Raw genomic sequence first — 24,577 nt, forward strand, 5'->3', positions numbered from 1 at the left:
GTTTCACAGCCTTTGCCGATATCACCTTTTACCTTGCCTGTGATGCGTTCAGTGCTCAGCGTTGTTTACTGTAGCTCTCGGAACTGATTACAGACCGCGTCTTAAAAACCAATCCTTACTCTAAAGGGAATTCATGAGATTAAAATACTCAGTACTCTTACTCGCCATTGCCCTTACAGGCTGTGATAACAAAAAAGATGTGATCGGCTGTTCTTCGGAAATAACCCAGTCAGCACTTATGGATTTGTTAAAAAAATCTGCTTATGAAGGACTCTCTGAACAGGTCGATAAATACCCTGATGTCACTAATCAGACCAAACGAAGCACATTGGACAAGATCAAACTAGCCATCTCTGAAATCTCCACAACATCAAGTGACACGGGCAGCACAATGAAAACTTGTGAAGGGACCGTGACGATGACTCTACCTGCGAACGAGTACATCCAGCTTTCTGATGCTTACAGAAAGAATTTTAATCGTAATCTCGATAAGCAAATGGAAAATCTGTTTTTGGAGAACAACGCAAACGCCTTTTCAAAACGTATCACCTACACCGTGCAGGCGACCGACGATCAGAAAAACGTTTTTGTAAAAACCTCTTCTGATAATCCGATATCAGTGGGCGCCGCTTTACTGACATCGCTTTCCATTATCAACCCGATCGTTGAGCAGCAGAAAATCCAGCAGGCTAAGGATGCCCAACAGAGTCAAATTGAAGCGGAACAACAGGTGCAACTCAGGGCACAGGAACAGGCCAGGTATGAGGCGGAGAAGCAAAAAGAGAGGCAGGCACAACTTCAGCCGCAAAAATCTGAAAGCCTTGATCAGTCCCGAATGGCATTTGCAAATGCTGACTCTGATTTGAATACCGTCTGGAGCAAGTTAACCCCGGCGAAGAAAAAAGAGTTGCTGCCTTCTCAGCGCCAGTGGATCAAAACTAAGGATGCTATGTGCGGTAAAGTTTCAATGCAGGGAACAGATGCTGAAGTCAAGAAAATGGTCGACTGCCAGACGCAAATGACCCTTTCAAGAATCGCTTTCCTCAGAAACCAATAACTGAAGTCTCCTTCAAGCTGGCGCCTGGTGTTAACCTGGTGCCAGCTTAGTCATCAAGTGCATATGTAACTGTTTTATATGGGCGGTACTTTGAAAGATGTATTCTCTATCGTGCTGGTTGTGACCAAATACCTTTTTAATCGCAAATAACTCTCTCTATGAAACAGACTTTAGTAGGCTTTCGAAGGCCCTGCTCACAGGGCCTTGATAAATTAGCAGTGCGTTGAAAACTGAAAGTTATTCCCATCAGTTCCAACGTAATACACATCAAAAAAATCGCCATTCTTTTGTTCTAACGTCAACACCTGCCCTACAGCGTAATTCTCTAACAGAGAGAGAGTTGTTGTTGTAATAGGTATATTAACATCCCTAACGACAACCAAACCGCCATTTGACTCTCTTTGTGAGACTTCAATATTGGCGAAGAAAAAATGACTATAACCGCCTTTAACCTTTAATTGAGTCTGCATTTCAACTCCTTGTCGATTGCTTTTTTAACAGATAATCATTGATAGTGAGTGCCTTGTTATCCATGACACTCTTTTATATAACATTCACCTTCAGCCATCTGCAAGACACAGTGCGCAAATTTGATCGCCTTGCGACTTGGGTTCATTCGTATTTTCAATTCACTCATACAGCCTCCCTGCTCTCAAACGGGCGAATATTTGTTGGTTCTCCACACGGAATGGCCCAACCCAGCCAGGTGAATATTTTCAGGTCACACATCGCGTCATACCGTTCGCCCGGATTCACATCCACCATGCTGCAGGCAATTTCATATTGTTCACCATTATCAGTCAGTGCGATCTGGTCATTAATAAACCGGGGCACAAATGCCAGAAAAAGTTCTTTCATGAAATCCTCCGCTCAAAATAAACAAACTGATTCACCGCTCCGATCGGCATTTCGAGTTTTTCTGCGATATCCTGGCGATTAATACCCGACTGATGTAATTCCCTTGCCAGCTCGATATCCTCCTGGCAGTATTTTGCTGACTGGTGATAATTACCCCGCAGATACATACAGATTTTCAGCTCGCGCGCTTTTGTGCGTACCGCTGCACCGGTTCTGCCAATAAGCTGCCCTATACGTTCAACTGTCATGCTGCCTGCACATTGTTTGATGATTACGACTTCCGCACGCACCCACCGTTTGTATTTCATTGCTCCATCACCCCTCTCCAGTAGTTCAGACGCTCTCTGAAAAATTCCTGGTACGTATCCGGCGTCATTCCGATTTGCTCAATCACGCTTCCCCTCGGAATACGTTTCTCAAAGAGTTGGCGGATCAGCGCCGCCGCTCGCATGTCGTAGTGCTCTTTAAGCTGGTATTCCTGGGGCCATTTGGCGCGGTTGAGTGGTAAGCCGGGCGGCAGGTAATCTGATTGCCCGGCCATATCACGCCCCTTTCTTTGCTATCGGAGTGATGGAACTCAGCAGCAGGCGACAGCGACCAGGCGCACCAATGCGCTGTCCGGTTATCTTGTCGTAAGTTTCATGCGGTGAGGCACACCAGGTTGTCGCTGTTTCGTGGAGTTTCACTTGCCGCTCACCATTTCTGCGAATCGCGATCCCGGTGTGCGTTTTGCCCTTACGTTTCACTGCTGGCGCTGCGGCTACGGATGCCTGACGAGCAGTTTGAGCTGGTGTTGAAAAATTGCCTGCTTTGGGTCTTGGCACAAAAACCGCACGAGTGCGCGCGCGTGGCCCGACGTTCATATTCCACAAAATGACGTCGAGATAGTTTTTACCGTCGTCTATGTGTCCTTTGTCCGACGGGTACTCTAATTTGCCTGGAGTGGTGGTCATTGGTCTTTCCTCGGTTATTTCACGCTGGTCAGACGTGGTTAAAATTCATTTGTGCGAGAATTATCGCTACGGGAATAACGCTTATTTTTTTCTGAGCGGTCGCTGGTTCGGCGATAAACCTCCTCATCGCTGATATCAATAACTGAGCCATTTTTCATCAGGGCGTAGGCTGTTCCCGATGGCCCCTCGCGGTTCAGACGTAGCAACATTTCCATGAGATGTGGGTCGGCATTTTCGTTATAAACAGCATCGCGATAGAGGCCAATCCAGACATCGCAATCTTGTTCGATCTGCCCGGTATCTTTACTGTCGCTCGGGTTAGGCCGCTTATCTGCTCGTTCTTCAAGTTTTCGGTTAAGTTGCGTCAGCAGGACCACAACACAATCCAGCTCTTTTGCCAGGTTCTTCAGCCCGGTTGTGATATCGCCATACGCAATATCCCTACGCTCTGCCGATTCGGTCTTCATCAGCGTCAAATAGTCAATTGCCACCAGGCCAACCGAGCCACGCATCCGTTTAACTTTTCGACATTCAGCGACAATATGCGCAAGGGTTACACCTGCCGTGCTGTCAATCATCATGTTGGATTCGGCAATCTCCCCCGCCTTTGCTATTGCGAGACTCAATTCAGATTCATCGTTAGGACCAAGATAAAAAATCTCCGAATTGACCTTTGCCTCCTGCGCAACCATGCGTTCAATGAGACTTCTGTCAGTCATTTCCAGGCTAAATACCAGCGTCGGCAAACGATGATTCAGAGCAAAATGCACCGCAATTTTATTAAACGCGGCTGTCTTGCCCATTTTTGGCCGGGCACCAATAACGACCAATGAACCTCTTAACGCCTGCTTTGGTGCCATTAAGCGATCAAGGCTTTCGATTCCGAGCGTTAGTCCGGCTGCATGTGCTGGATCATTGAAACGGCGATCAAGGTCATTTATCCAGTCATCGACGACTTCACTTGCCGGACGCAAACCGCCCTTATGCCCGGTACGGGCATGTTCAGCTACCTGCCCAATCACTTGCTGAACGGCGGTGATCCTGTCAGTAGCAGTCATATCTGCAGGCTGGGTCATAATCTCCAGACAAGAATTCAACTTTTCCACGGCATAACGAAGAATGGCTTTTTCACGTACAATTTTCGCGTAGTTGACCATTGAGGCCGGTATCGCCGCCTTACTCATTTCAGCCAGGTATGCGAATCCCCCCACGCGCTCATACAGCCCCTTCGATTCCATCTGTTCGGTCAGTGTTATCAGGTCAGTTGGTTTATCGGCCTGGAATAATCCTCTAATCTCCCGGTAGATAACCTGGTGAGCATTGATATAAAACGTTTCCGGTTTCAGTAACGCAAATACCGCATTGGTTCTGTCATGGTCGGTATTCAGCATCAGACAGCCCAGAACAGCCTGTTCTGCGTCAACGCTGTACAGTGCAATCGCGTTATTTATCATTTGCGCGTTCTTCCTTGACAGAAACGTAGCAGCGTTCGGTAATCAGGTAATCAAGATTCTTGCGTCGCCAGAACCCTCCCTTGCCATTCGGCCTGTCCTCCAGCATCCAGCGACAATTACCACCGATAAATTCCAGATAGGCCCGCCAACGGGACTCATTGAAATTGAATTTTTTCCAGAAAGAGCGAAGTTGTTTTTTTCTGCTATCAGTGAGGATTTTCACTGGTGGCATTTCTGGCAAAATCTCGTGATAGGTGTCGAGTATTACCTGATAATTTATTCTCTGGTCGACAGGTTGTTGGGTGTCGGCGTCAGCCGATTCACCATCAGTAATAATCTCTGTAGTAATCTCTGTAGTAATCTCTGTAGTATTCTCTGTAAGAATGTTTGTTGGTTTTCCACGTACAGGCCTGGTGGTTTTCCCCTCCCCTGTATGTGGTTTTTCCGCATCCTTGTATGCGGACGTAAGTAGCTGGCACAACACATCATTATCGATTTTGTAGTACAGCCTGGCAGGCAAGCCCTGTTTACGTTCCAGCAAGATGCCGAGACCACGTAGTTTTTTGCGGGCGCCCTCCTGCTCGTATCGTGAAAGCCCTGTTTCCTCTTCCCACTCATCCTGGGTTTTATATACCCAGCCGTCGTCAGTTGTTCTGTTTGTCCAGTACGTCAACTGCGACAGAAACAATGCGGCAGTCACGCCCATTTCAAGACGGATAAAACTTCTCTGGAAGGCTATGGGTCTATCAAGTAACGGGAGGATGTTCATATGCCCAAAGCCTCTGAGAGAACGCGACAGCCAGCCTCATAGGCAGCACCAGAGAGATTTTGCTCACGCAGTTTCGCTTTTTCTTCTTCGTACTTTTCCCACACAGAACGTGCGGCTGCGACGCGGCCATCGAATATGGGGCGGATCTCTGCAACATGTGCCGGGCGCCCATTCAGGTGCCAGCCGTTACGCCAAGTAATGCGGTCAATATGTCTTAACATCGGTCTTTCCTCGGTATAAGTTAAACGCTGGTCAAGCGCTCATGCATGATGGCCTTGCGCAGTGCTTATCACTGCCCCTCGCGTCGCTACCAGCGCCGCTATTGCTTCGTCAATTTCCTGAATAGTTATCTCTGGCGCGAAGTGGAGATGTACAGCGTTAATCGCTTCCACCCCTTCTTTTGCCGCCAGCGTTGCCAGCAAAACGGGATCGCCCGGCGACTCCAGACGCGCCCGCCGTTCTGCGGGTAGCACGGCTTTCATCACACTGGCCAGCACCTGAGTTTTTCGGCGCGCCGCCGTTGTCTCGCCACGTAACCAGCGAAAGATTTTCTGCCGATTGTTGTTGATGGCTCTCCAGTCCACATTGCCGTCCGCGTCCTCAAATTCATGTAGTCTCAACTCATCATTGCGTCCCTGACTGAACCAGGCCCGGCAGATTTCAATCGTGACGAGTTCCTGCCCTGCCCTTGCCGCCCAGGTCAAAATCTCTTTTTGTAATTCCTCTTGGTTTTCCATAGCGTCTCCTGTCGCTAAAAATTGATTACGCTTAATCAGATTTGGGGCTCACCAACAGTTAAGCTGCTTTCGTTTTAGGCAAGCTGTCATCTGGGTTTGGGTAAAGATCCGGTCTAAGATCATGGGGGGTCACGCGCCATTCTAGAGCTTCAGATGTGCGCAAAACCTCTTCACCGGGAACCCTTCCTTTGAACCAGAGGCTTACCGTTTGTGGTTTTTTCCCTAATCGCCGCCCTAACTCGGATTGACTCATTACGGAAAGAATTTTGTCTTGCAGTTGTTTATCCATATGGACTCCTTGTGTCCGCGCCATCATTACAAATCATAACTGTAATTACAAATTATATTTGCAATGCTCCCTACAATTAAACCTTGTATCCTTACGGTATGAACACAAAAACGAAAAACATGGCTTTTGCTAGCCGACTACAACGGATTCTAAAAGACTTAGGCTGGTCTCAATCTGAGTTAGCTCGCCATATTGGGGTTACGGCTCAATCAGTTCAGGCATGGTGTAATGGGGTAACTCCAAGAAAAGATAAATTAGACAAGCTAGCAAAAGTGACCGGACACCCTGTTCATTTTTTCTTCATGAATGAAGGGGAATATTTGGATGAATCCACGCTACACCCGGGTAATTACAATCAAGAACTAACCCCGCAAGAACAGGCTCTACTGCAACTATTCAGAGGACTGCCTGAGAGCGAAAAAAATAAATTAATCAATGAGCTAAAAGAAAAAAGAGAGCACTTCGATCTACTGCTAAAAGAACTACTTGAAGCCAAAAACCAGACAAAATAGTTCAGTTCAAATTTCCAGGCCAGCCGCTGCTGGCATGCAACTTTCCCCCTAACACAAAAACACCTTTACACAGTGAATATTTTTTTGCCCCTAACTACAAATTATTTTTTAAAAATACGTTGACCATTACAAATACAAATTGTAAAGTCACTTTCATCAACAACGCTTACCCAGCGGCAGTTGTTCAGAAACACGTTCTGACAGCCGGAAAGACGGCATCAAATTTTGCGCGTCGGCGCCAACACGATGACAGAGGGAAAGACTTCGCCGGCATATGGCACATGTGTCGAAGCGGTCTGGATGGAAGCGGAGCCTTAACGCGTTGTCTCCATAGCAGGTAGCCGGAATGTGCAAGCCACAGCCAGGTATGAGCGATTGATTCACCATCAAGGCGATACGGTGTGACCACCAGGGAAGAGTCCTGGCTACAACACGAGAGCGCACTTCATCGACTCAACTTTGAGCTTTGTCGTTAAATTTTGAAATGGCGGAGTGCGCTCCCGGTTGTGGTGAACAGGTGTTTAACGGGAACTCCCTGCCCGTTACCCGGTTCGATTCCGGGCGCCCATCATCAATTTGCTGTGTTTAGTCTTTGCCCAGTCCGCACGATGGGCCATTTTTTCACACAGCCAGGTTTTATCGCTGTGCCTGAGTCCCCAACAGGAGAGGCCAAACCCGCAGCGTGACACCAGGGAAAGACCGGAGGAAGTACCACGCCTGACCAGCGTTGACCATGAGCCTGACCAGCTCAAAACAGGAAAGACCAGCCCCGTACGGTCGTGATGGAAACATAACGACGCCGGAAACGTAACCGGCACCCTTTAGATAGCAAAAGACCCGCACAAGGCGGGCCAGTTACCCCGAACGGGGACCAAACCATTCGGATTTATCACAAGTGACCAAACTTGTGATGAGGAAAGACCAACGACACTGACGCTATGGAAGCTGATCAATATTCGCTGATCGGTTCTGAGTATACATCACCAAGGAGTCGCTATGGAAGCGCGCACCATCCCAGTAACACTCTTTATTCATTATGCAACTTCAACTTTCAGCCATGAAAAGCTGTTTATTGCAACCGTTGATATGTCAAAAAATTTTCCAGACAGGTACATCCTTCTGGAAAGCCGCGAAATTGAAATTACCGTCAACCAGCCCCAGCTAATCGACATCATCGGTTTACAGGTTGAGCAGCTGCGTGAGCAAAAACAGAATACAGCCGCCGACGCTCAACAGCGTATTGCTGCTATCGATGACAAAATCCAGCAGTTACTTTGCATCGAATACACGCCAGATACCGATGAGCTCCCCTACTAAAAACCACTGACCTGTAATGAGGAAAGACCAATGACCATTTTTAACGGCTTGTTAGAAGCGAAAAAAGGCGCGCTCAAAAACGGCGCGATCCCGGCGCTGGCCATCGCCATCGACGCCCCTAACAAAAAAGTTGCCGAGAACATCATCATCGGCAAATTGTGGGAAGCCTACCCTGACCACGGCGACAACTATTTCAAACCTAAAATCTGGGAAGATGCCCCGGGCCAACCGCGCCCAGGCGTTGGTGAGTTTGATGAGACGTTCGCCACAGAACACAGTTTTGATGGCGAAAAATGGGTAGTTAACACCCCCGTTGTAGATAGCGGTTCAGCAGATATCGCACAGGTTAACGACCTGATGAAACTGCCGGCTCGTGAACGATTCGCCGCCGTTCTGCTGTTCAGCCACGACGCCAACGAAGTCGACAGTGAATTGCTTGCGCAGACGCGTGAATACCTGGAGATGCTCGACAACAGTGATACTGACAGTGAGGATGAGGTTGACGCGTTTAACCGCATCGTTCTTGATGCCATGGTGGCGTGTAAGCCCATCGAGTACATGCATATTGCTGGATTGAATAATCTGGTACATGCAATTTTGGCAAGTTGCGATACCCAGGAACAAAACCCGACCAGTTGGACTATCTCCAAATTTATAAAAAAATGGGTAGAGAATCCCGGTAAACGCGATGAAATGCTGCCGGAGGTAAAACCAGAAACAGCATCCGCACGTCCTTACCAACAGACTCACGCCACACTGGATCGTGAAATTGCCTGCGCCCTGTTACCCGTTGGCCCGGAAAAAATCACCCCCAGCGTCCTGAAAGCGGCAGACGAAATAATCAGCCAGGATCGGGAGGATTTTAAACGCTGGTCAATGGCCTTGCGCACAACGGATCAGATCCTTGCCTATGACCGCGCATCAGTATTCGGTGTTATTCAGAGCGCCCCCGCAAAAGACACGTACCACTTCCCGCAATCCCTGCGCAGTCACATCGACAACTGGCTGCAAGCTAACGGGCAGCGTGATGCAAATACTGTTGAAGAGAAGCCAAAGGAAACAGCACCAAAGGATGATGTAAAAGTCACCAACCACGGCGGCGGACGATTCTCAATTGATGGGATGATGTCAGAAACACCCTCAAATCAGGGCGAAAAAAGCGAAGCAGCAAATGCTGGAGAACGTAGTTTGCAGCAGTTGCGTGAGCAGTTTGTCACGCCTCGCCATGTGTATGACGTACCTGAAAATAACGCCGTATCACAGAGGGAACCTGCAGCTATTACCCCGGCAGAAGAGACTCCTCCACAAGAAAAACTTAGCGAGCAGGTAAAGGATCTGGTGCAGAACGTTGACGCGCTGGTTGAGCGGATCCATACCGAAGAGCACAAGCGGCAGAATGCAATCTCAGCTATCGAAACGGAGTTAAAGGACTCCGGCGACACGGATAACCTGGCATTGTGGAAGAACGTATTCAAAACCGATGAGCGCTTCACCAAAGCTTTCTCTCAGAACGGCGGCGGCACATCCATCAACGGCACTTATATAGCGATGAAAGCGACTCGCGAATTTGGGCCGTTTGGTATTGGCTGGGGTGTAGAGGTGGTGGAAGAGCGTTTTGATAAAGGCGCACCGATAGTTCGCAAAAAACAGGTTGGTGAAAAAATAGAATGGGATCTGATTCAAGACGGAGTTGGCGGGTACCTATGTGAAATGCACCACACCATGAAAGTTAGAGTCTGGTACATATTGAATGGGGTGCGCGGTGAGTCCGAGGCTTACGGATGCACACCTTATATCTACGACACTAAATACGGACCAACAAGCGACGGCGAAGCGCCGAAGAAATCCTGGACGGATGCTGTTAAGAAAGCGCTATCCCCTCTCGGATTCAGCGCCGATATTTTCATGGGCCTGTACGACAATCCGGAATATCGCCAGAGGAATAAAGCTGAGTTTGATATCAAGAATGCCAGCGAGAATGCGGAAGATGCTACCCGTCTTCGTAAGGAACTGGATGAGAAGCTTATCAACGTTGCCAATACGTTGGCCGCCGCGGTAACCACCAACGAAGTAAACAAGGTATTTGGCCTCATCGCCCGCGAAGTGGATGTACACCGGAAAGCAGCGGAAGCCAAAGGCGATAAAGAATATTCATCGTATCTGGGATCACGTCTGCGCCGTATCACCGACATTAAAACCGAACGCCTCGCCGCCATCACCGCTGCACAGGAGCAAACAGCATGAGCACCGCTATCGCTATTGCAAAAGAATATGCCAGCCTGATTGACCTGCTGGAAACCTCCGACGAACTGACGCCAGAGATGATCGCCGACACGCTTGAAGGTATGGAAGGAGAACTGGGAGACAAACTGGACGCCATGATGGTCATCTGCCGCAATTTACAGGGCAATGCCAGTACCTGCGCTGAAGAAATGTCTCGCCTGGCTACCCGTAAGACGTCATTTGAAGGCAAGGAAAAAGCAATTCGGAAGCATATGCTCACCTGCCTGCAAGCTGCTGGCCTGGATAAACTGAAAACCGCAAAAAACACATTTACTGATGCACAGGGGGCTATCCGGGTAATTATCGATAGCAAAGATAAGATCCCGGATGAGTATGAAGGCGTGTCACTTGTTGATGTAGAAACGGTTATTACACCAAACAAGCGAGCCATTAAAGAAGTGATTGAATCTGCGGAGGCGGTTGCCGCCGAAATACTGGCGCGTGGAGAAACACCACCAGCCGAGTTATTAAACCCGGTACCAGGCGCACATCTGGAACGCGGCGAACGTTCGCTGAGGGTACGCTAATGCTTAAACTCACATTAAAGCGTGGTGACGCGGTTCACCTGGTACTTGCCGATGGTACCAATGGCATTATTGAAGCACGGAGTCGCTGCGAACTTGGGCTACACCTGCCAGAAAACATTAAGGTCACGCGGGAGAAATCGGCATTCCCCCCACCAGAACTGATTACGCCTAATCAGAAATAAAAACTCACCATCGCTAGCATTGCGATTCACCAGTAACCGGAGGATCACAATGCTGCGATGGCAACCGGGAGCAACTCTGCTCTCCGCATTTGATATCAAAATTGGCCGACTGTCGGCCAGCGTCAGGAAACAGGCTTTGACCGAGTCTGATATTGCCCGTGCCTGCAAGGCGGCAGATGACGCAATAAGCTACATAATGAGGAAAGACCATGAGAAGCGATCACGACATAATCACCAGAGAAGAAATGGTCGAGCTGACGGGAAGCCCACTTAAATCAAAGCAATGTGAGGCTCTTCGCCGGGCTGGAATTTTCTTCATGGAAAGGGCTGACGGGCACCCAAAAACAACCTGGGGCCATTTCTTGAACCCAATAAAATTTCGCAATTTACAGGAGGTGACGACGCGAAAAGAAGATGAACCTGATTTTGGAGCAATATTTAATGGCCGGAAAGAGAAAGAACCCAGCAGATAACTGGATGCCGCCTCGTGTTTACCAGGGCAAAGCGGCCTACGAATTCAGGAATAAAGATAACAAAGCGATACGCCTGTGCGCATTGGATGCGCCACGATCAGCCGTATGGCTGGCATATGAAAAAGCGGTCGGTGACGAAAAAGAAAGAAATACTTTTCAGGCGCTCGCGGAACAATTCATGACCTCCCCTGATTTTATGGATTTGGCAGTCGAAACCAGGAAAGACTACACAAAATATTCCGGAAAAGTTCTGCCTGTCTTCGGGAAGATCGACCCGGATAAAATCAAACCTGAACATATTCGGCGCTATATGGATCAACGCGGTTTATCAAGCCGAACTCAGGCAAACAGGGAAAAAAGCTTTATGTCCAGGGTATTCCGTTGGGGTTATGAGCGAGGTTATGTCCAGAGGAATCCTTGTCAGGGAGTTAAGCAGTTTAAAGAGACAGCACGCGAACGTTATATTACGGATGAAGAATATCAGGCCGTTTATGAAGTATCTCCTGATGTTGTTCGCGTGGCAATGGAGATTGCCTACTTATGCGTGGCCAGACAGAGTGATGTACTTTCATTGCAGAAAGACCAGCTGTTCGATTCAGGGATCTACATTCGTCAGGGAAAAACCGGCGTTAAGCAAATCAAAGCCTGGTCGCCTCGTCTGCAGAAAGCGATAGCTCTGGCTCGTTCTCTGCCATTAAAACCGGGAATCAGTAGCCTGTTTGTGATTCATCAAACTACCGGAGGCAAGTACACCCGTGATGGTTTTAACTCTCGTTGGCGTGATGTCAAAGCGGCAGCACAGGAAAAATATCCTCATCTGCAAATAGACTTCACATTTCATGATCTGAAAGCAAAAGGTATCTCTGATCTGGAAGGCAGCCTGGAAGAGAAGCAAGCAATTTCCGGGCATAAGAACCCACGACAGACAGCAGCATATGACCGAAAAGTTAAAGTAGTGCCCGTAGTTGGTGGCCAGAGAAAATGAATGATGATGCGTCCAGAGAAAAATCATCTTCGGACGCATCTTCGGAAATGAAAAAGAAGATACAAAAAAACCACCCGAAGGTGGTTTCACGACACTGCTTATTGCTTTGATTTTATTCTTATCTTTCCCATGGTACCCGGAGCGGGACTTGAACCCGCACAGCGCGAACGCCGAGGGATTTTAAATCCCTTGTGTCTACCGATTCCACCATCCGGGCTCGGGAAGAAAGTGGAGGCGCGTTCCGGAGTCGAACCGGACTAGACGGATTTGCAATCCGCTACATAACCGCTTTGTTAACGCGCCAAATTCTTCAGGCCTTTCAGCCAGACATCCGCTGACGCCGATGTCTTTTAAACTGGAGCGGGAAACGAGACTCGAACTCGCGACCCCGACCTTGGCAAGGTCGTGCTCTACCAACTGAGCTATTCCCGCATTCATCAAGCAATCAGTTAATCACTTGATTTTATTATCGTCTGGCAATCAGTGCCGCCGTTCGATGCGTTGCATTCTACTTACCTGGCGCGATGAGTCAACGATATTTTTCACCACTTTTGATTGTTTGCTGAAAATTACGCCGAAACGATCACTGTTCAAGCAAATCTGCACGCGCAGCGCTCAAATATTGCAACATTGACCACAGAGTCAGTACCGCAGCCACAAAGAAAAGTGCAATACCGGCGTACTCAACCCAAATGTTCGGACGCCACAGCAGCCAGGCCAACGCCACCATCTGGGCAGTGGTTTTCACTTTCCCAATCCAGGAGACAGCCACGCTACTGCGTTTACCCAACTCCGCCATCCATTCGCGTAGCGCAGAAATAATAATTTCACGGGCGATCATCGTTGCCGCCGGTAAGGTCACCCACCAGCTGTGATAATGCTCGGTTACCAGCACCATGGCGATAGCCACGAGAACTTTATCTGCGACAGGGTCAAGGAAAGCACCAAACCGGGTACTCTGGTTCCAGCGGCGTGCCAGAAAACCATCGAACCAGTCAGTCACCGCCGCGACGCAGAAAATGAGCGCGGCGGCAAACGGCGACCAGGTGACAGGCAGATAAAAGACCAATACAAAGAATGGGATAAGGATGACACGGAACAGTGTAAGCAACGTAGGGATATTAAATTGCATAATGACGGGTAACTATCTGTTGTCAGTAAGATTACCCCTATGTTGCTACAGAGACATCAATGTTTCAACGACCAGAAGATCTTTTCTGCCAGACCTTGCGAAATACCCGGCACTTTTGCAATTTCCTCGACGCTGGCGTTACGTAAACCTTGCAAACCGCCCATATATTTCAACAACATTTGCCGGCGTTTTGGCCCGACGCCTTCAATGGTTTCCAGGGAACTGGTATTTTTGACCTTCGCCCGTTTTTTACGGTGCCCGCCAATCGCGTGATCATGTGATTCATCGCGAATATGCTGGATAACATGCAGCGCGGGAGAATCTGGCGGCAAACTGAATCCCTCACCTTCCGGCTCAAAGAACAGCGTTTCCAGCCCAGCCTTACGATCTGCTCCTTTGGCAACGCCAAGTAGCAGCGGATGATTTTTATCCCATGAGACATCCAGTTCGGCGAAGACATTTTTCGCCTGCGCAAGCTGGCCTTTGCCGCCGTCGATAAGGATCACATCCGGGATCTTACTGTCGTCAATGGCTTTACCATAACGCCGACGCAGCACCTGATTCATCGCCGCATAATCATCGCCCGGCGTGATGCCTGTAATGTTATAGCGCCGATACTCCGCACGCAGCGGGCCGTTAGCATCAAACACCACACAGGAAGCGACGGTTTGTTCGCCCATGGTATGGCTGATGTCAAAGCACTCCATCCGCTTCACTTCCGGCAATTTCAACACGCTGGCAAGCGCGGTCAGTCGCTGGTGAACGGTAGATTGCTGCGAAAGTTTGCTGGTTAAGGCCGTCGCCGCATTGGTGCGCGCGAGTTTCAGATAACGCGCCCTATCGCCGCGAGGTTTGGTTTGAACATTAATCTTGCGTCCCGCCAGTTCTGAAAGGGAATCGGCGAGCAGCGTTTTATCGCTAAGATTAAAATCGAGCAGGATCTCACCCGGTAAGGTGCGCATCTGGCTGCCTTGTAAATAGAACTGGCCTACGAAGGTTTCTACCACCTCGCTCAGTTCCGTACCGCCAGGCACTTTCGGGAAATAGCTGCGGCTGCCGAGCACTTTGCCCTGACGAATGAACAATACGTGGACACAAGCCATGCCCGCATCGAACGCCACACCAATAACGTCAAGGTCGTCGCCGGTATTGGACACAAACTGTTTTTCGGTGACGCGTCGCACCGCCTGAATTTGGTCGCGAATACGTGCCGCTTCTTCAAACTCCAGATTCTGGCTGGCAGTTTCCATACGGCTAATGAGTTGCGTAAGCACCTGATCATCTTTGCCAGACAAAAACAGGCGCACATACTCGACCTGCTGAGCGTATTCTTCTTCACTCACCAGTCCTTCAACGCACGGTCCCAGACAGCGCCCTATCTGATATTGCAGACACGGACGCGAGCGATTGCGATAAACACTATTTTCGCACTGGCGGATGGGGAATATCTTTTGCAGTAGCGCCAGTGTTTCACGTACGGCATAGCCATTCGGGAACGGGCCAAAATATTCACCTTTGGCATGCTTCGCACCACGATGCATCGCCAGACGCGGGTGGGTATCGCCACTCAGGAAGATAAAGGGATAAGATTTATCATCGCGTAGCAAAACGTTGTAACGCGGCTGATAGAGTTTGATGTAGTTGTGTTCCAGCAACAGCGCTTCGGTTTCTGTATGAGTAACCGTTACATCAATTTGCTGGATCTGGGCGACCAGCGCTTCGGTTTTGCGCGAAGCGAGGTTGCTACGGAAATAGCTGGAAAGCCGTTTTTTCAGGTCTTTCGCTTTGCCGACATAGATAACCGTACCACCAGCATCGTACATGCGATAAACGCCTGGCTGGCTGGTTACGGTTTTTAAAAACGCTTTTGCGTCAAACTGATCACTCACTGACTTGATAATGTCTCCGCATTACACAGACCATGGCGAATTGCCAGGTGAGTCAGCTCAACATCGCCATGAATGTTTAGTTTACTGAACATTCGATAGCGGTAGCTGTTCACCGTTTTCGGACTGAGATTGAGCTGTTCTGAGATCTCATTGACCTTCTGGCCCTTGGTGATCATCAGCATAATCTGCAATTCACGTTCAGACAAACTGGCAAATGGGCTTTCTGTTTTTTCTGGTTCGATCTGGCTTAACGCCATTTGTTGAGCGATGTCAGAAGCAATGTAACGCTGCCCTGAATAGACAGAACGAATCGCACTCACGACTTCCTGCGGAGCCGCGCCTTTGCTGAGGTAGCCCGCAGCACCGGCCTGCATGACTTTCGCTGGTAAAGGGTTTTCTGTATGGACGGTAAGCATGATGATTTTGACATCAGCTGTGGAACGCGCGATTTTACGCGTCGCCTCAAGACCGCCAATGCCCGGCATACTCATGTCCATTAGCACCACGTCAACGGCATTTGCCCGGCACCACTTAACGGCGTCTTCACCGCACGATGCCTCACCGACGACTTTTATACCCTTTATATCTTCCAGAATGCGTCGTATCCCTGCGCGCACCAGTTCGTGGTCATCAACAAGTAGAACGTTGATCAAAGGAATATCTCCAGAAATAGGGATAACGCTACTGATAGTTAGTCATTCGTATATTAGCGGTTTTTATTGCAACTTTGAAACGTTAAAAATGGTGGGTATTCGATTTTTCTCTCGTTTTTGTAAATTCGATTGTCCACAGTTATGGTCACGCCCGTCACCAACGGCTTCCGGGATCGTTTCACAGTAAGCCCTGCGATGAAATGTGACAAAAATTGACTTTATTCAGCAAAAATGAAAATCAGCCCGCTGAATATGTAACATTAATTAACCCGAACAATACGGGCAAAAAACATTCATGATAAAAATATTTATTGGTCATTATATTAACGTATTTTATAGCACTGCCGATATCACGCTCAAAAAACAACCACTGCTATTTTTAGCAAAGCTTATGGTATACTCCGCCGCCTTAACATTTTTCACCGCAAATTTTCATTGCAACATGACGAGGAAAATAAATGAGTACGCCTGATTTTTCTACTGCCGAGAATAATCAAGAACTGGCAAATGAAGTCTCCTGCCTGAAAGCGATGCTGACGCTGATGCTGCAGGCGATGGGACAAGCTGACGCGGGCCGCGTGATGTTAAAGATGGAAAAACAGCTTGCGCTGATCGAAGACGAAACCCAGGCTGCAGTATTTTCCAAAACGGTTAAGCAAATTAAACAAGCCTACCGTCAGTAATATAAAACCGGCTGAGAGCGTGCCTTTCAGCCGGTTTTTGCATCTGGCACGCAGAAAGAAAAGCGATCAAATTAAGCCAGTAGCGGCCGCGTAACAGGCCACCTGGGTCTTATTTGGTGCATTGATTTTTTTCTGCATGTTTTTCTGATGGAAATTGACCGTATTCTCAGAGATTGACAAAATCATCGCTATCTCTGCTGATGTCTTCCCTTCCGCCGTCCATTTCAGAATTTCTTTTTCGCGCTTGCTGAAATTCATCTCTGGCGTCATCACTATTTCATCATTTAAACGCATCAGAGCCATCAGACTTTCGCGCACCAGTAACTGCATTTTTAATTGCAGTTCATCACTAAGAATGGGTATTTCGCGAGCGCTGCAACGGGAAAAGGACAAAAAGCCCAACGCCCGATTTGGCAGCATTAAATACTGAGTGACACCGCGGCGTAAACCATGTGCGCGCGCGGCTTCCCATAACGGCTGTGCTTCGCTGAATAAGTCATCATTCCACATTAAATGGCCCTGACTAAAGTTTTCAGGGTTCAGCACCGGATCAATTGCGAGAAAGTTTTTTGCCTGATAATAACTAACCCACGCCTCAGGGTAATTGGTGTAGAAAGCCACTTTAGGTCGCGTGAATGGTACCGGGTGGCGAACACATAACGAATAGTAATCGTACTCCAGCTGCTGAGCCTGAAGCTCTATTTCATGGTAGACCTCTTCTGCGGCCTCCATCCTCTGAAAACGCAACAGCATCGTGCGACGCCAGCTGAAAAAATCCGTATCCTGCATAGTAAACCGCAACGCCCCTGAGAGTGAGTATCATTTATAATGATAATTCAAACTATCACATAAATAAGATTTATATATAATTTATATTATTCAGGCAATGAATTACTTTTGCAAGCCATCGCATTCTCTTATGTTATTAATGAGTTATGCTGATTTGTTAAGCAGTTTTATCACGCTTGAAATGGCGTCCCGCCCCGACAGGTGAATCGTCGGGGCTGATTTTTTCTTATTATTGCAGCAGAAACTTCTCGAGGAACTGGCGGGTGCGAGGCTGCTGGGGATCAGCAAATAACGCTTTTGCTGCCCCCTGCTCGACTATCCGCCCCTGGTCCATAAAAATCGCCCGGTCCGCAACATCCCGGGCAAAGCTCATTTCGTGCGTCACAATCACCATCGTGCGCTTTTCCTGCGCCAGCTGGCGGATTGTGTTCAGGACTTCGCCCACCAGCTCTGGATCCAGCGCTGACGTTGGCTCGTCAAACAAAATCACCTCAGGATGCATTGCCAGCGCACGCGCAATCGCAACACGCTGCTGTTGACCGCCAGACAAACGACGTGGATAGCTGGTTTCTTTACCGGCCAGCCCAACTTTCGCCAGCAGCTCGCGAGCGCGCGCCGTGGCCTCTTCTTTCGGTTCGCCTTTGACGATCACCGGCCCTTCAATAATGTTTTCCAGCACCGTACGATGCGGAAACAAATTAAAGTTCTGGAAGACAAACCCGACGTGCTGACGCAACTGGCGAATCAGCGATTTTTGCTGACTTAATGAACGTGCAGTATCAATAGTGATATCGCCAACGGTGATCGTTCCCGCTTCCGGTTGTTCCAGCAGATTTATGCTGCGTAGCAACGTGGTTTTGCCGGAACCACTCGGACCGATAATTGCCACCACTTCGCCAGGCTTTACCTCGAGGTCGATACCGTGCAGCACCGTCTGACCGTGAAATTTTTTCACCAGGTTCTTAACTTCAATGGCACTCATTTTGGTTCTCTCTCCTGGCGATTAAGTTGATTCTCAAAATGGTTCTGCAACGTCGATAATACTGTCGCCATGATCCAGTAGATGAGCGAAGCCGCCAGGTACATGGTGAACACCTCCAGCGTGCGCGAGGTAATCAACTGCGCTTGACGGAACAGCTCCGGCACCTGGATTGTCGCGGCCAGCGACGTATCCTTTACCAGGCTGATAAAGCTGTTCGACAGCGGCGGCAACGCCACCCGCGCCGCCTGTGGCAAAATCGCGCGACGCATAGTCTGCCATGGCGTCATACCAATACTGGCAGCTGCTTCCCACTGACCTTTATCAATAGAAGAAATGGCGGCGCGCAGCGTTTCGGCGGCATAGGCGGCAGTGTTCAGCGACAGACCAATCATTGCTGACGGAATGGGATCTAATTCGATACCAAACTGCGGCAGGCCGTAATAGATCATAAACAGTTGTGCGATGAGCGGCGTACCACGAAATATAGAGATATAAAAACGCGCCAGCCAGCGCACGGGCCAGATTGGCGACAGGCGCATCAGCGCGAGAATAAACCCGAGTAGTAAGCCAAAAAACATGCCGCCGATACTGAGTTGCAGGGTATACCCAGCCCCTTTCAACAGGAACGGCAAGGAATCAATAACCAGTTGTATACTTTCTTGCATGAGCGTTCCCGGAGCTAAACGTGGGGATGATAGGCGAACAGCGCAGGCGCGCCGCCGGTATGAATAAACAGAATCGGCCCTTCATCTTTGAAGCGTTTCTGACTGATACCGTCAATCAGCCCCGCCATCGCTTTTCCGGTATACACAGGATCAAGCAGAATGCCTTCCAGACGCGCCAGCAATTTCACTGCTTCCATGCCTTCGTCGTTCGGCACGCCGTAGCCAGGTGCAAAATAGTCATCCCAGAGTAAAATTTCCGCTGATGCGGTCAGCTCCAGTTCTTTCGCAATCGCCTGTTGTAGGTTAACCACTTTCGGCAATTGATCGGCAACGGAACGCGACACGGTCACGCCAATCAGTTCGCTTTCAGGCATCAGGTGTTCCAGCCCAACAGCCAATCCGGCGTGAGTTCCGGCACTGCCCGATGCGACCACCACCGACGAAATATTAACCGCCCCTTCACACTGTTGCGCGATTTCCAGCGCACTCTCCACATAACCCAGCGCGCCCAGAGCATTAGAACCGCCAACCGGAATGACATACGGGCGAAAGCCTTGTGCTTCGACTCGCGTCGCCAGCTCTTCCAGTTGGGCATTGGGATCGGTCAGTGCGTCGCACATTTCAATCTGGGTATTGAACAGATCCAGCAACAAACGATTGCCGTTGGTTAAATAGTTTTCTGCGGTTGTGCCAATAGGATTTTCCAGCAGCGCCACGCAGTGCAGACCGAGTTTCGCCGCGACTGCGGCAGTCTGGCGCACATGGTTAGACTGGATCGCGCCGGCAGTAATCAGCGTATCGGCACCTTCGCGCAGGGCATCTGCCGCGAGAAATTCCAGCTTACGTAATTTATTGCCGCCCATTGCCATGGGTGTGACGTCATCCCGTTTGATGAAAATTTCCCGTCCAAGATAATCAGAAAAGCGCGGCAGATATTCGAGCGGCGTTGGCGCGCCGATAAACTCCAACCGTGGAAAACGGGTTAAATTATGCAGTGGCATAACAGCCTCCGATGTGTGTTGTTGTGATTTTCTTATTATGCACGCTGAAAACGCGTAAATAAAAAAGGCGCTAGTGAAAGCGCCCTTTTTTGTCATTATGCTGATTATTTGGTCACATCAGCACCAAACCATTTTTCGGAAAGAGCTTGCAGAGTGCCGTCTTTTTGCATTTCCGCAATTGCATCATTCACCGCTTTCAGCAGGTCTTCATTTCCTTTACGCAGCGCCACGCCAGACTCCTGACGGGAGAATGCTTCACCGGTTACTGCCAGCGTATCGTTGGTTTTCTTCACCAGATCCAGCGCCGCCAGACGATCAACGAGGATCGCATCGATACGGCCTACGCGCAGATCCTGATATTTGGTCGGGTCATCATCATAGGTACGCACATCGACGCCCTGAACATTCTGCCGCAGCCACTCTTCATAGTTGGTACCCAGACCGACACCCACTTTTTTGCCTTTCAGATCAGCAGCCGTTTTAATGGTGCCTTCGTTACCTTTTTTCACCAGCGCCTGAATACCGGAAATGGTGTAAGGGGTAGAGAAATCGTATTTTTTCTTGCGCTCGTCAGAAATGGTGACCTGATTAATCACCACATCAATGCGTTTAGAGTCCAGCGACGCCAGCATACCGTCCCATTTGGTCGGTTTTAGTGACGCCTCAACGCCAAGATGTTTTGCCAGCTGTTGGGCAAATTCCACTTCAAAACCGGTTAATTTGCCGTCATCTCCCTGAAAACTGAACGGCGGATAAGTGCCTTCCAGCCCTACCAGCAGCGTGCCGCGCTCTTTAACTTTATTAAGCAGACCTTCATCTGCAAAACTTTTAACGCTCATGCCCGCAACCAGCGCTACGGCCATCACACCCATCAATGCCTGACGTCCCAGATGTGCTAATTTCATATTTACCCCGAATGTTGTTATGTCTGTTTGCAGTGTAGAGCCATTGTTTGTAAACACAAAAACAACTCCGCTACATCTTATTCTTATTTAATATATATCAGAAGCAGGCAGGCTGGAGGATTTCTGCACAAGTCCGGTACACGTTTGACGCTGATAGTGTTGATACTTCCGTAATGCGATGCGGTAATTGTTGGTGCTGGTGGTGGGCAGCCACGGGGCGAGGATTTCATCAAGGAAACCGTCCTGCAGCGGATCGAGGGAAATATTTTGCTCGTGTAGATGATTCCCCAAACGGCGCAGACGAACGACATATTCACGCACCGTACCAGGGCTCATTTCAGTTTGCTCAAAAAGAAATTGCTTAAAGCCGATAATATCGAAAAAATCACTCTGCGTTTTGCAATGTAAATCACCGCAGAATCGGCACAATGCCGCCCATGATTTTTGTTCCGTTTGCCAGCCATTTTCATCAAGCAGCATGTCCAGGCGGGAAATCTCGATTTTATTCACTATTTTGCCGTCGCGAACGAGGGTAATGCGGTCGAGTAATTTACGGCAATGCGCGCAATGGGTCTGGCTGTGTTTAAAGTCTTTAAGATAGCGGCTTAATGGCCGTCTTTTCAGGTGCTGCACCATCATTAAGAACTCCTGGTAGTCAAAATTAAAGTGCGGCATTTACTGACGTTATAACTTACCCAGTTTAGTGCGTAACCGTTTAATGGCCTGGCTGTGTAACTGACTGACCCGCGATTCCCCGACCTCCAGCACCGCGCCAATCTCTTTGAGATTCAGCTCTTCCTGGTAATAGAGGGTTAATACCAGTTTTTCGCGCTCCGGCAACGTTTCGATGGCTTCCATCACCCGCTGGCGCAGATTACTGTCCAGCAGTTGTTGTAGCGGGTTTTCTCGCTGATGATCATCAGTAACCAGTTCGATGCTATCGCCGTGCTCTTCGCGCCACTCATCGTAGGAGAAGAGCTGGCTGTTATTGGTGTCGAGCAACATTTGGCGATAATCGGCAATATCGATCCCTAAACGTTCCGCTACCTCAGTTTCCGTGGCGTTGCGGCCAAGTTCCTGCTCCAGTTGCCCTATTGCCTGTGCCACTTCACGCGCGTTGCGTCGCACGCTGCGCGGCACCCAGTCACGGCTGCGAAGTTCATCCAGCATAGCGCCACGGATACGCTGCACTGCGTAAGTTGTAAATGCCGTTCCTTGTAGGGCGTCATAGCGTTCGACGGCATTAAGTAACCCAATGCCGCCCGCCTGTAGCAGATCGTCAAGTTCCACGCTCGCGGGCAGTCGAACCTGCAGGCGCAATGCTTCGTGACGCACCAGCGGGACATAACGCTGCCACAGCGAGTGTTTATCCATTACACCTTCAGCGGTATAGAGTGAATTCACGATAAACAGCCCTGCGTTATATGAGTTATCGGCATGATTATCCGTTTCTGCAGGGTTTTTAATCGGACGATTAGTGGGTGAAATGAGGGGTTATTTGGGGGTTACCGGTAAATTGCGGACAGAAAAACCCCCGCCGGTGGCGGGGGAGCACGTTGCTGACAAATTGCGCTTTATGTTGCCGGATGCGGCGTAAACGCCTTATCCGGCCTACAAAAATGTGCAAATTCAATAAATTGCAATTCACCTTGTAGGCCTGATAAGCGCAGCGCATCAGGCAATTTGGCGTTGCCGTCAGTCTCAGTTAATCAGGTTACGACGATTAACCCTGCAGCAGAGACAGAACCTGCTGTGGTACCTGGTTAGCTTTTGCCAGCACGGAGTTACCGGCCTGCTGGATGATCTGCGCTTTCGACATGTTGGATACTTCGGTCGCATAGTCAGCGTCCTGAATACGGGACTGCGCTTCAGACAGGTTGGTAGTGGTGTTGTTCAGGTTGGTGACCGCGGAATCCAGACGGTTCTGCACCGCACCGAGGGAGGAGCGGAATTTGTCGATGGAGCTGATCGCTTCGTCCAGAGCTTTCAGTGGATCGGCGGTGGTTGCAGCTTTAGTTTCAGCGTCAGTAGTAAAATTACCATCCGCTGAAACATAGACTGCTTTACCTGAACCATTGGTCACAGTTCCGTCTTTTTGCAAAAACAGATTGGTTGTATTATCGGTAGTCAGTGAACCATCAGCTTTGGTGTAAGCGTCTTCAAAAACTGTACCTGTGTATTGTTGTACTATACCTTTACTATCAACTTTAATATCGCCTGCGCTGTTACCAGTAGCTCCAACATCAACTGTGAATCCTGTGGACTTAGTTGCCGATTGAAGAGACTCAGCACTCATTCTTGCATTTGCTACAGTGATTGCACCAGAAGTAGTAGCATCAGTACCGCCAGCCAGAGTGAAGGTTGTTTCATCTTCAGTTGTAATTACCGTAGATACGGCACCCGGTGTGCCTGTTGTATGCCAGTTTTTAGTCAGTGCATCAAGAGTGGCTGCTTTGACAGTCCCAGCATTGTTTTGAGTGAGGTTACCATCTACGTCAATAAATAGTTCTGAACCATCTTTCGCGGTAATTTTACCGTCGCTAGCCAATACAACGTCAATTGACGTAGAACCAATTTTAACGTTTAAGTTAGCAGTATCGCCCGCTTTTGGTGTCAGGAAGGATTGTAACTGAGCACTGTTACTATCACCAGAATTTGTACCAGCTGCAATAGTTGCACTATATGTAAAATCGCCTGTAGCGCTGTTGTATGTATAATCTGTAGCTGTTGGCGATCCAAAACCATTTGCAATTGTGGCATTAACTTTTGCGTTATTAGCCAAACTCGCAATTACATCTGCAGCTGTAGATGTTTTCAGGCCTGCGCCAACAGTATAGGTAACTGTACCATTAGCATCAGCAGTACCTGGAGCCAAGAGTTGAGCTGCTGCCAAATCAGATTTAGTCGCTGCAGTATTAGCCACAGCCCCGCTACCATTCACATTAAACCCACTCAGCCCCAGCGTATCAGAGTCAATTTTCTTCAGATCAATCGTGATAGTCTGGCCGTCATTCGCACCAACCTGAATTTTCATTGAACCGTCTTTCGCCAGTACGTTCACGCCGTTGAACTGGGTCTGGCCAGATACGCGGTCAATTTCGTCCAGACGGGATTTGATTTCGTCCTGAATGGAGTCCAGATCCGAATCGGAGTTAGTCCCGGTAGAAGCCTGAACCGTCAGTTCACGGATACGCTGTAAGTTGTTGTTGATTTCGGACAGCGCGCCTTCAGTGGTCTGTGCAACAGAAATACCATCGTTGGCGTTACGTGCAGCCTGAGTCAGGCCTTTAATGTTAGAAGTAAAACGGTTAGCAATCGCCTGACCTGCGGCGTCATCCTTCGCGCTGTTAATACGCAAGCCAGAAGACAGACGCTCGATAGAACTCGACAGCGCAGACTGGTTCTTGTTGATATTATTTTGAGTGATCAGCGAGAGGCTGTTGGTATTAATGACTTGTGCCATGATTCGTTATCCTATATTG

General features: G+C 49.0%; 31 protein-coding genes and 3 tRNA genes. 10 read left to right on the forward strand and 24 right to left on the reverse strand.

Translation table 11 applies throughout. From position 1 onward, the window contains the following. Positions 1-133: 133 nt before the first annotated feature. Positions 134-1,057, forward strand: coding sequence for a lysozyme inhibitor LprI family protein (locus HUZ68_RS13455; RefSeq protein WP_033814621.1), 924 nt, complete (start codon positions 134-136; stop codon positions 1,055-1,057). A 212-nt stretch (positions 1,058-1,269) separates the two neighbouring features. Here the strand turns inward: HUZ68_RS13455 and HUZ68_RS13460 are convergent, their stop codons facing one another. From HUZ68_RS13460 to HUZ68_RS13505, 10 genes are all read right to left on the reverse strand, one after another. Beyond that, entirely contained in the window at positions 1,270-1,527 is a 258-nt protein-coding gene (locus HUZ68_RS13460) for a hypothetical protein (RefSeq protein ID WP_033814620.1), read from the reverse strand. 163 nt (positions 1,528-1,690) lie between these two features. Continuing rightward, on the reverse strand, positions 1,691-1,915 hold the full coding sequence (locus tag HUZ68_RS13465; protein ID WP_000661082.1) for a hypothetical protein: 225 nt from the start codon (positions 1,913-1,915) through the stop codon (positions 1,691-1,693). Further along, positions 1,912-2,223, reverse strand: a complete 312-nt coding sequence (locus HUZ68_RS13470; protein ID WP_033814619.1) for a DNA-binding protein — start codon at positions 2,221-2,223, stop codon at positions 1,912-1,914. The genes HUZ68_RS13465 and HUZ68_RS13470 overlap by 4 nt, the downstream gene beginning before the upstream one ends. Further along, positions 2,220-2,456, reverse strand: coding sequence for a hypothetical protein (locus HUZ68_RS13475; protein WP_033814618.1), 237 nt, complete (start codon positions 2,454-2,456; stop codon positions 2,220-2,222). The genes HUZ68_RS13470 and HUZ68_RS13475 overlap by 4 nt, the downstream gene beginning before the upstream one ends. A gap of 1 nt (position 2,457) precedes the next feature. Then, positions 2,458-2,868: a hypothetical protein gene (locus HUZ68_RS13480; RefSeq protein WP_033814617.1), complete on the reverse strand. Its 411-nt coding sequence runs from the start codon at positions 2,866-2,868 to the stop codon at positions 2,458-2,460. Between the two features lie 38 nt (positions 2,869-2,906). Then, entirely contained in the window at positions 2,907-4,322 is a 1,416-nt protein-coding gene (locus HUZ68_RS13485) for a replicative DNA helicase (protein WP_033814616.1), read from the reverse strand. Beyond that, complete coding sequence (locus tag HUZ68_RS13490) at positions 4,312-5,091, reverse strand: hypothetical protein (protein WP_033814615.1); 780 nt, start codon at positions 5,089-5,091, stop codon at positions 4,312-4,314. Before HUZ68_RS13490 ends, HUZ68_RS13485 begins: the two co-directional genes overlap by 11 nt. Then, positions 5,088-5,312 (reverse strand): hypothetical protein, encoded by a 225-nt coding sequence (locus tag HUZ68_RS13495; RefSeq protein ID WP_000943914.1) that lies wholly within the window; start codon positions 5,310-5,312, stop codon positions 5,088-5,090. Before HUZ68_RS13495 ends, HUZ68_RS13490 begins: the two co-directional genes overlap by 4 nt. 39 nt (positions 5,313-5,351) lie before the next feature. After that, positions 5,352-5,828 carry a toxin YdaT family protein gene (locus HUZ68_RS13500; RefSeq protein ID WP_033814614.1) on the reverse strand — a complete coding sequence of 159 codons (477 nt, stop codon included), beginning with the start codon at positions 5,826-5,828 and terminating at the stop codon, positions 5,352-5,354. 58 nt (positions 5,829-5,886) lie between these two features. Further along, positions 5,887-6,117, reverse strand: a complete 231-nt coding sequence (locus HUZ68_RS13505) for a transcriptional regulator (protein WP_028985347.1) — start codon at positions 6,115-6,117, stop codon at positions 5,887-5,889. 119 nt (positions 6,118-6,236) lie between these two features. Between HUZ68_RS13505 and HUZ68_RS13510 the strand changes: the two genes are divergently transcribed. The 7 genes from HUZ68_RS13510 to HUZ68_RS13545 all read left to right on the forward strand — a co-directional run bounded on the left by HUZ68_RS13510 (position 6,237) and on the right by HUZ68_RS13545 (position 12,396). Next, entirely contained in the window at positions 6,237-6,629 is a 393-nt protein-coding gene (locus HUZ68_RS13510; RefSeq protein ID WP_223718815.1) for a helix-turn-helix domain-containing protein, read from the forward strand. 996 nt (positions 6,630-7,625) lie between these two features. Beyond that, positions 7,626-7,946, forward strand: coding sequence for a hypothetical protein (locus HUZ68_RS13515; protein WP_033814613.1), 321 nt, complete (start codon positions 7,626-7,628; stop codon positions 7,944-7,946). Between the two features lie 30 nt (positions 7,947-7,976). Then, complete coding sequence (locus HUZ68_RS13520) at positions 7,977-10,190, forward strand: exonuclease family protein (protein WP_239593897.1); 2,214 nt, start codon at positions 7,977-7,979, stop codon at positions 10,188-10,190. After that, on the forward strand, positions 10,187-10,756 hold the full coding sequence (locus HUZ68_RS13525; RefSeq protein WP_033814611.1) for a siphovirus Gp157 family protein: 570 nt from the start codon (positions 10,187-10,189) through the stop codon (positions 10,754-10,756). Before HUZ68_RS13520 ends, HUZ68_RS13525 begins: the two co-directional genes overlap by 4 nt. Further along, entirely contained in the window at positions 10,756-10,938 is a 183-nt protein-coding gene (locus HUZ68_RS13530; protein ID WP_000916333.1) for a hypothetical protein, read from the forward strand. Before HUZ68_RS13525 ends, HUZ68_RS13530 begins: the two co-directional genes overlap by 1 nt. A 209-nt stretch (positions 10,939-11,147) precedes the next feature. After that, on the forward strand, positions 11,148-11,411 hold the full coding sequence (locus HUZ68_RS13540) for a DUF4224 domain-containing protein (protein WP_112925015.1): 264 nt from the start codon (positions 11,148-11,150) through the stop codon (positions 11,409-11,411). Beyond that, a complete protein-coding gene (locus tag HUZ68_RS13545; RefSeq protein ID WP_021560873.1) occupies positions 11,380-12,396 on the forward strand; it encodes a tyrosine-type recombinase/integrase in 1,017 nt (338 codons plus the stop codon). The genes HUZ68_RS13540 and HUZ68_RS13545 overlap by 32 nt, the downstream gene beginning before the upstream one ends. Positions 12,397-12,526: 130 nt before the next feature. Here HUZ68_RS13545 and HUZ68_RS13550 read toward each other — a convergent pair. The 6 genes from HUZ68_RS13550 to uvrY form a co-directional block, all read right to left on the reverse strand. Beyond that, a tRNA-Leu gene (locus HUZ68_RS13550) sits at positions 12,527-12,613 on the reverse strand. 12 nt (positions 12,614-12,625) lie between these two features. Beyond that, a tRNA-Cys gene (locus HUZ68_RS13555) sits at positions 12,626-12,699 on the reverse strand. A gap of 53 nt (positions 12,700-12,752) precedes the next feature. After that, positions 12,753-12,828, reverse strand: a tRNA-Gly gene (locus tag HUZ68_RS13560). Between the two features lie 151 nt (positions 12,829-12,979). Beyond that, the gene (gene pgsA, locus HUZ68_RS13565; RefSeq protein ID WP_001160188.1) at positions 12,980-13,528 is read right to left on the reverse strand and encodes a CDP-diacylglycerol--glycerol-3-phosphate 3-phosphatidyltransferase; all 549 of its coding nucleotides are present in this window, start codon (positions 13,526-13,528) and stop codon (positions 12,980-12,982) included. A gap of 56 nt (positions 13,529-13,584) precedes the next feature. Further along, on the reverse strand, positions 13,585-15,417 hold the full coding sequence (uvrC, locus tag HUZ68_RS13570) for an excinuclease ABC subunit UvrC (RefSeq protein ID WP_001283421.1): 1,833 nt from the start codon (positions 15,415-15,417) through the stop codon (positions 13,585-13,587). Beyond that, positions 15,414-16,070 (reverse strand): UvrY/SirA/GacA family response regulator transcription factor, encoded by a 657-nt coding sequence (uvrY, locus tag HUZ68_RS13575; RefSeq protein ID WP_000611328.1) that lies wholly within the window; start codon positions 16,068-16,070, stop codon positions 15,414-15,416. Before uvrY ends, uvrC begins: the two co-directional genes overlap by 4 nt. Positions 16,071-16,365: 295 nt before the next feature. Here uvrY and yecU point away from each other — a divergent pair, with 295 nt between their 5' ends. Together yecU and yecF are read left to right on the forward strand one after the other, a co-directional pair. Further along, a complete protein-coding gene (gene yecU, locus HUZ68_RS13580; protein WP_000590347.1) occupies positions 16,366-16,542 on the forward strand; it encodes a protein YecU in 177 nt (58 codons plus the stop codon). Further along, positions 16,529-16,753, forward strand: a complete 225-nt coding sequence (gene yecF / locus HUZ68_RS13585) for a DUF2594 family protein YecF (protein ID WP_000106474.1) — start codon at positions 16,529-16,531, stop codon at positions 16,751-16,753. The genes yecU and yecF overlap by 14 nt, the downstream gene beginning before the upstream one ends. Before the next feature lie 66 nt (positions 16,754-16,819). Here yecF and sdiA read toward each other — a convergent pair whose 3' ends face one another. The 8 genes from sdiA to HUZ68_RS13625 form a co-directional block, all read right to left on the reverse strand. Then, positions 16,820-17,542 carry a quorum-sensing transcriptional regulator SdiA gene (gene sdiA / locus HUZ68_RS13590; protein ID WP_001154267.1) on the reverse strand — a complete coding sequence of 241 codons (723 nt, stop codon included), beginning with the start codon at positions 17,540-17,542 and terminating at the stop codon, positions 16,820-16,822. Between the two features lie 229 nt (positions 17,543-17,771). Next, a complete protein-coding gene (gene tcyN, locus HUZ68_RS13595; protein WP_001272986.1) occupies positions 17,772-18,524 on the reverse strand; it encodes an L-cystine ABC transporter ATP-binding protein TcyN in 753 nt (250 codons plus the stop codon). Continuing rightward, complete coding sequence (gene tcyL / locus HUZ68_RS13600) at positions 18,521-19,189, reverse strand: cystine ABC transporter permease (RefSeq protein ID WP_001158220.1); 669 nt, start codon at positions 19,187-19,189, stop codon at positions 18,521-18,523. Before tcyL ends, tcyN begins: the two co-directional genes overlap by 4 nt. A 14-nt stretch (positions 19,190-19,203) precedes the next feature. Continuing rightward, the gene (gene dcyD, locus HUZ68_RS13605) at positions 19,204-20,190 is read right to left on the reverse strand and encodes a D-cysteine desulfhydrase (RefSeq protein WP_001128215.1); all 987 of its coding nucleotides are present in this window, start codon (positions 20,188-20,190) and stop codon (positions 19,204-19,206) included. A gap of 104 nt (positions 20,191-20,294) precedes the next feature. Continuing rightward, positions 20,295-21,095 carry a cystine ABC transporter substrate-binding protein gene (tcyJ, locus tag HUZ68_RS13610; protein ID WP_001295643.1) on the reverse strand — a complete coding sequence of 267 codons (801 nt, stop codon included), beginning with the start codon at positions 21,093-21,095 and terminating at the stop codon, positions 20,295-20,297. An 87-nt stretch (positions 21,096-21,182) separates the two neighbouring features. Then, a complete protein-coding gene (fliZ, locus tag HUZ68_RS13615) occupies positions 21,183-21,734 on the reverse strand; it encodes a flagella biosynthesis regulatory protein FliZ (protein ID WP_001297467.1) in 552 nt (183 codons plus the stop codon). Between the two features lie 45 nt (positions 21,735-21,779). Next, entirely contained in the window at positions 21,780-22,499 is a 720-nt protein-coding gene (gene fliA, locus HUZ68_RS13620) for an RNA polymerase sigma factor FliA (protein WP_001087467.1), read from the reverse strand. A 319-nt stretch (positions 22,500-22,818) separates the two neighbouring features. Then, entirely contained in the window at positions 22,819-24,558 is a 1,740-nt protein-coding gene (locus HUZ68_RS13625; protein ID WP_239593898.1) for a FliC/FljB family flagellin, read from the reverse strand. Positions 24,559-24,577: the final 19 nt, after the last annotated feature.

This window comes from Shigella dysenteriae, from assembly GCF_022354085.1.
GTDB lineage: Bacteria > Pseudomonadota > Gammaproteobacteria > Enterobacterales > Enterobacteriaceae > Escherichia > Escherichia coli.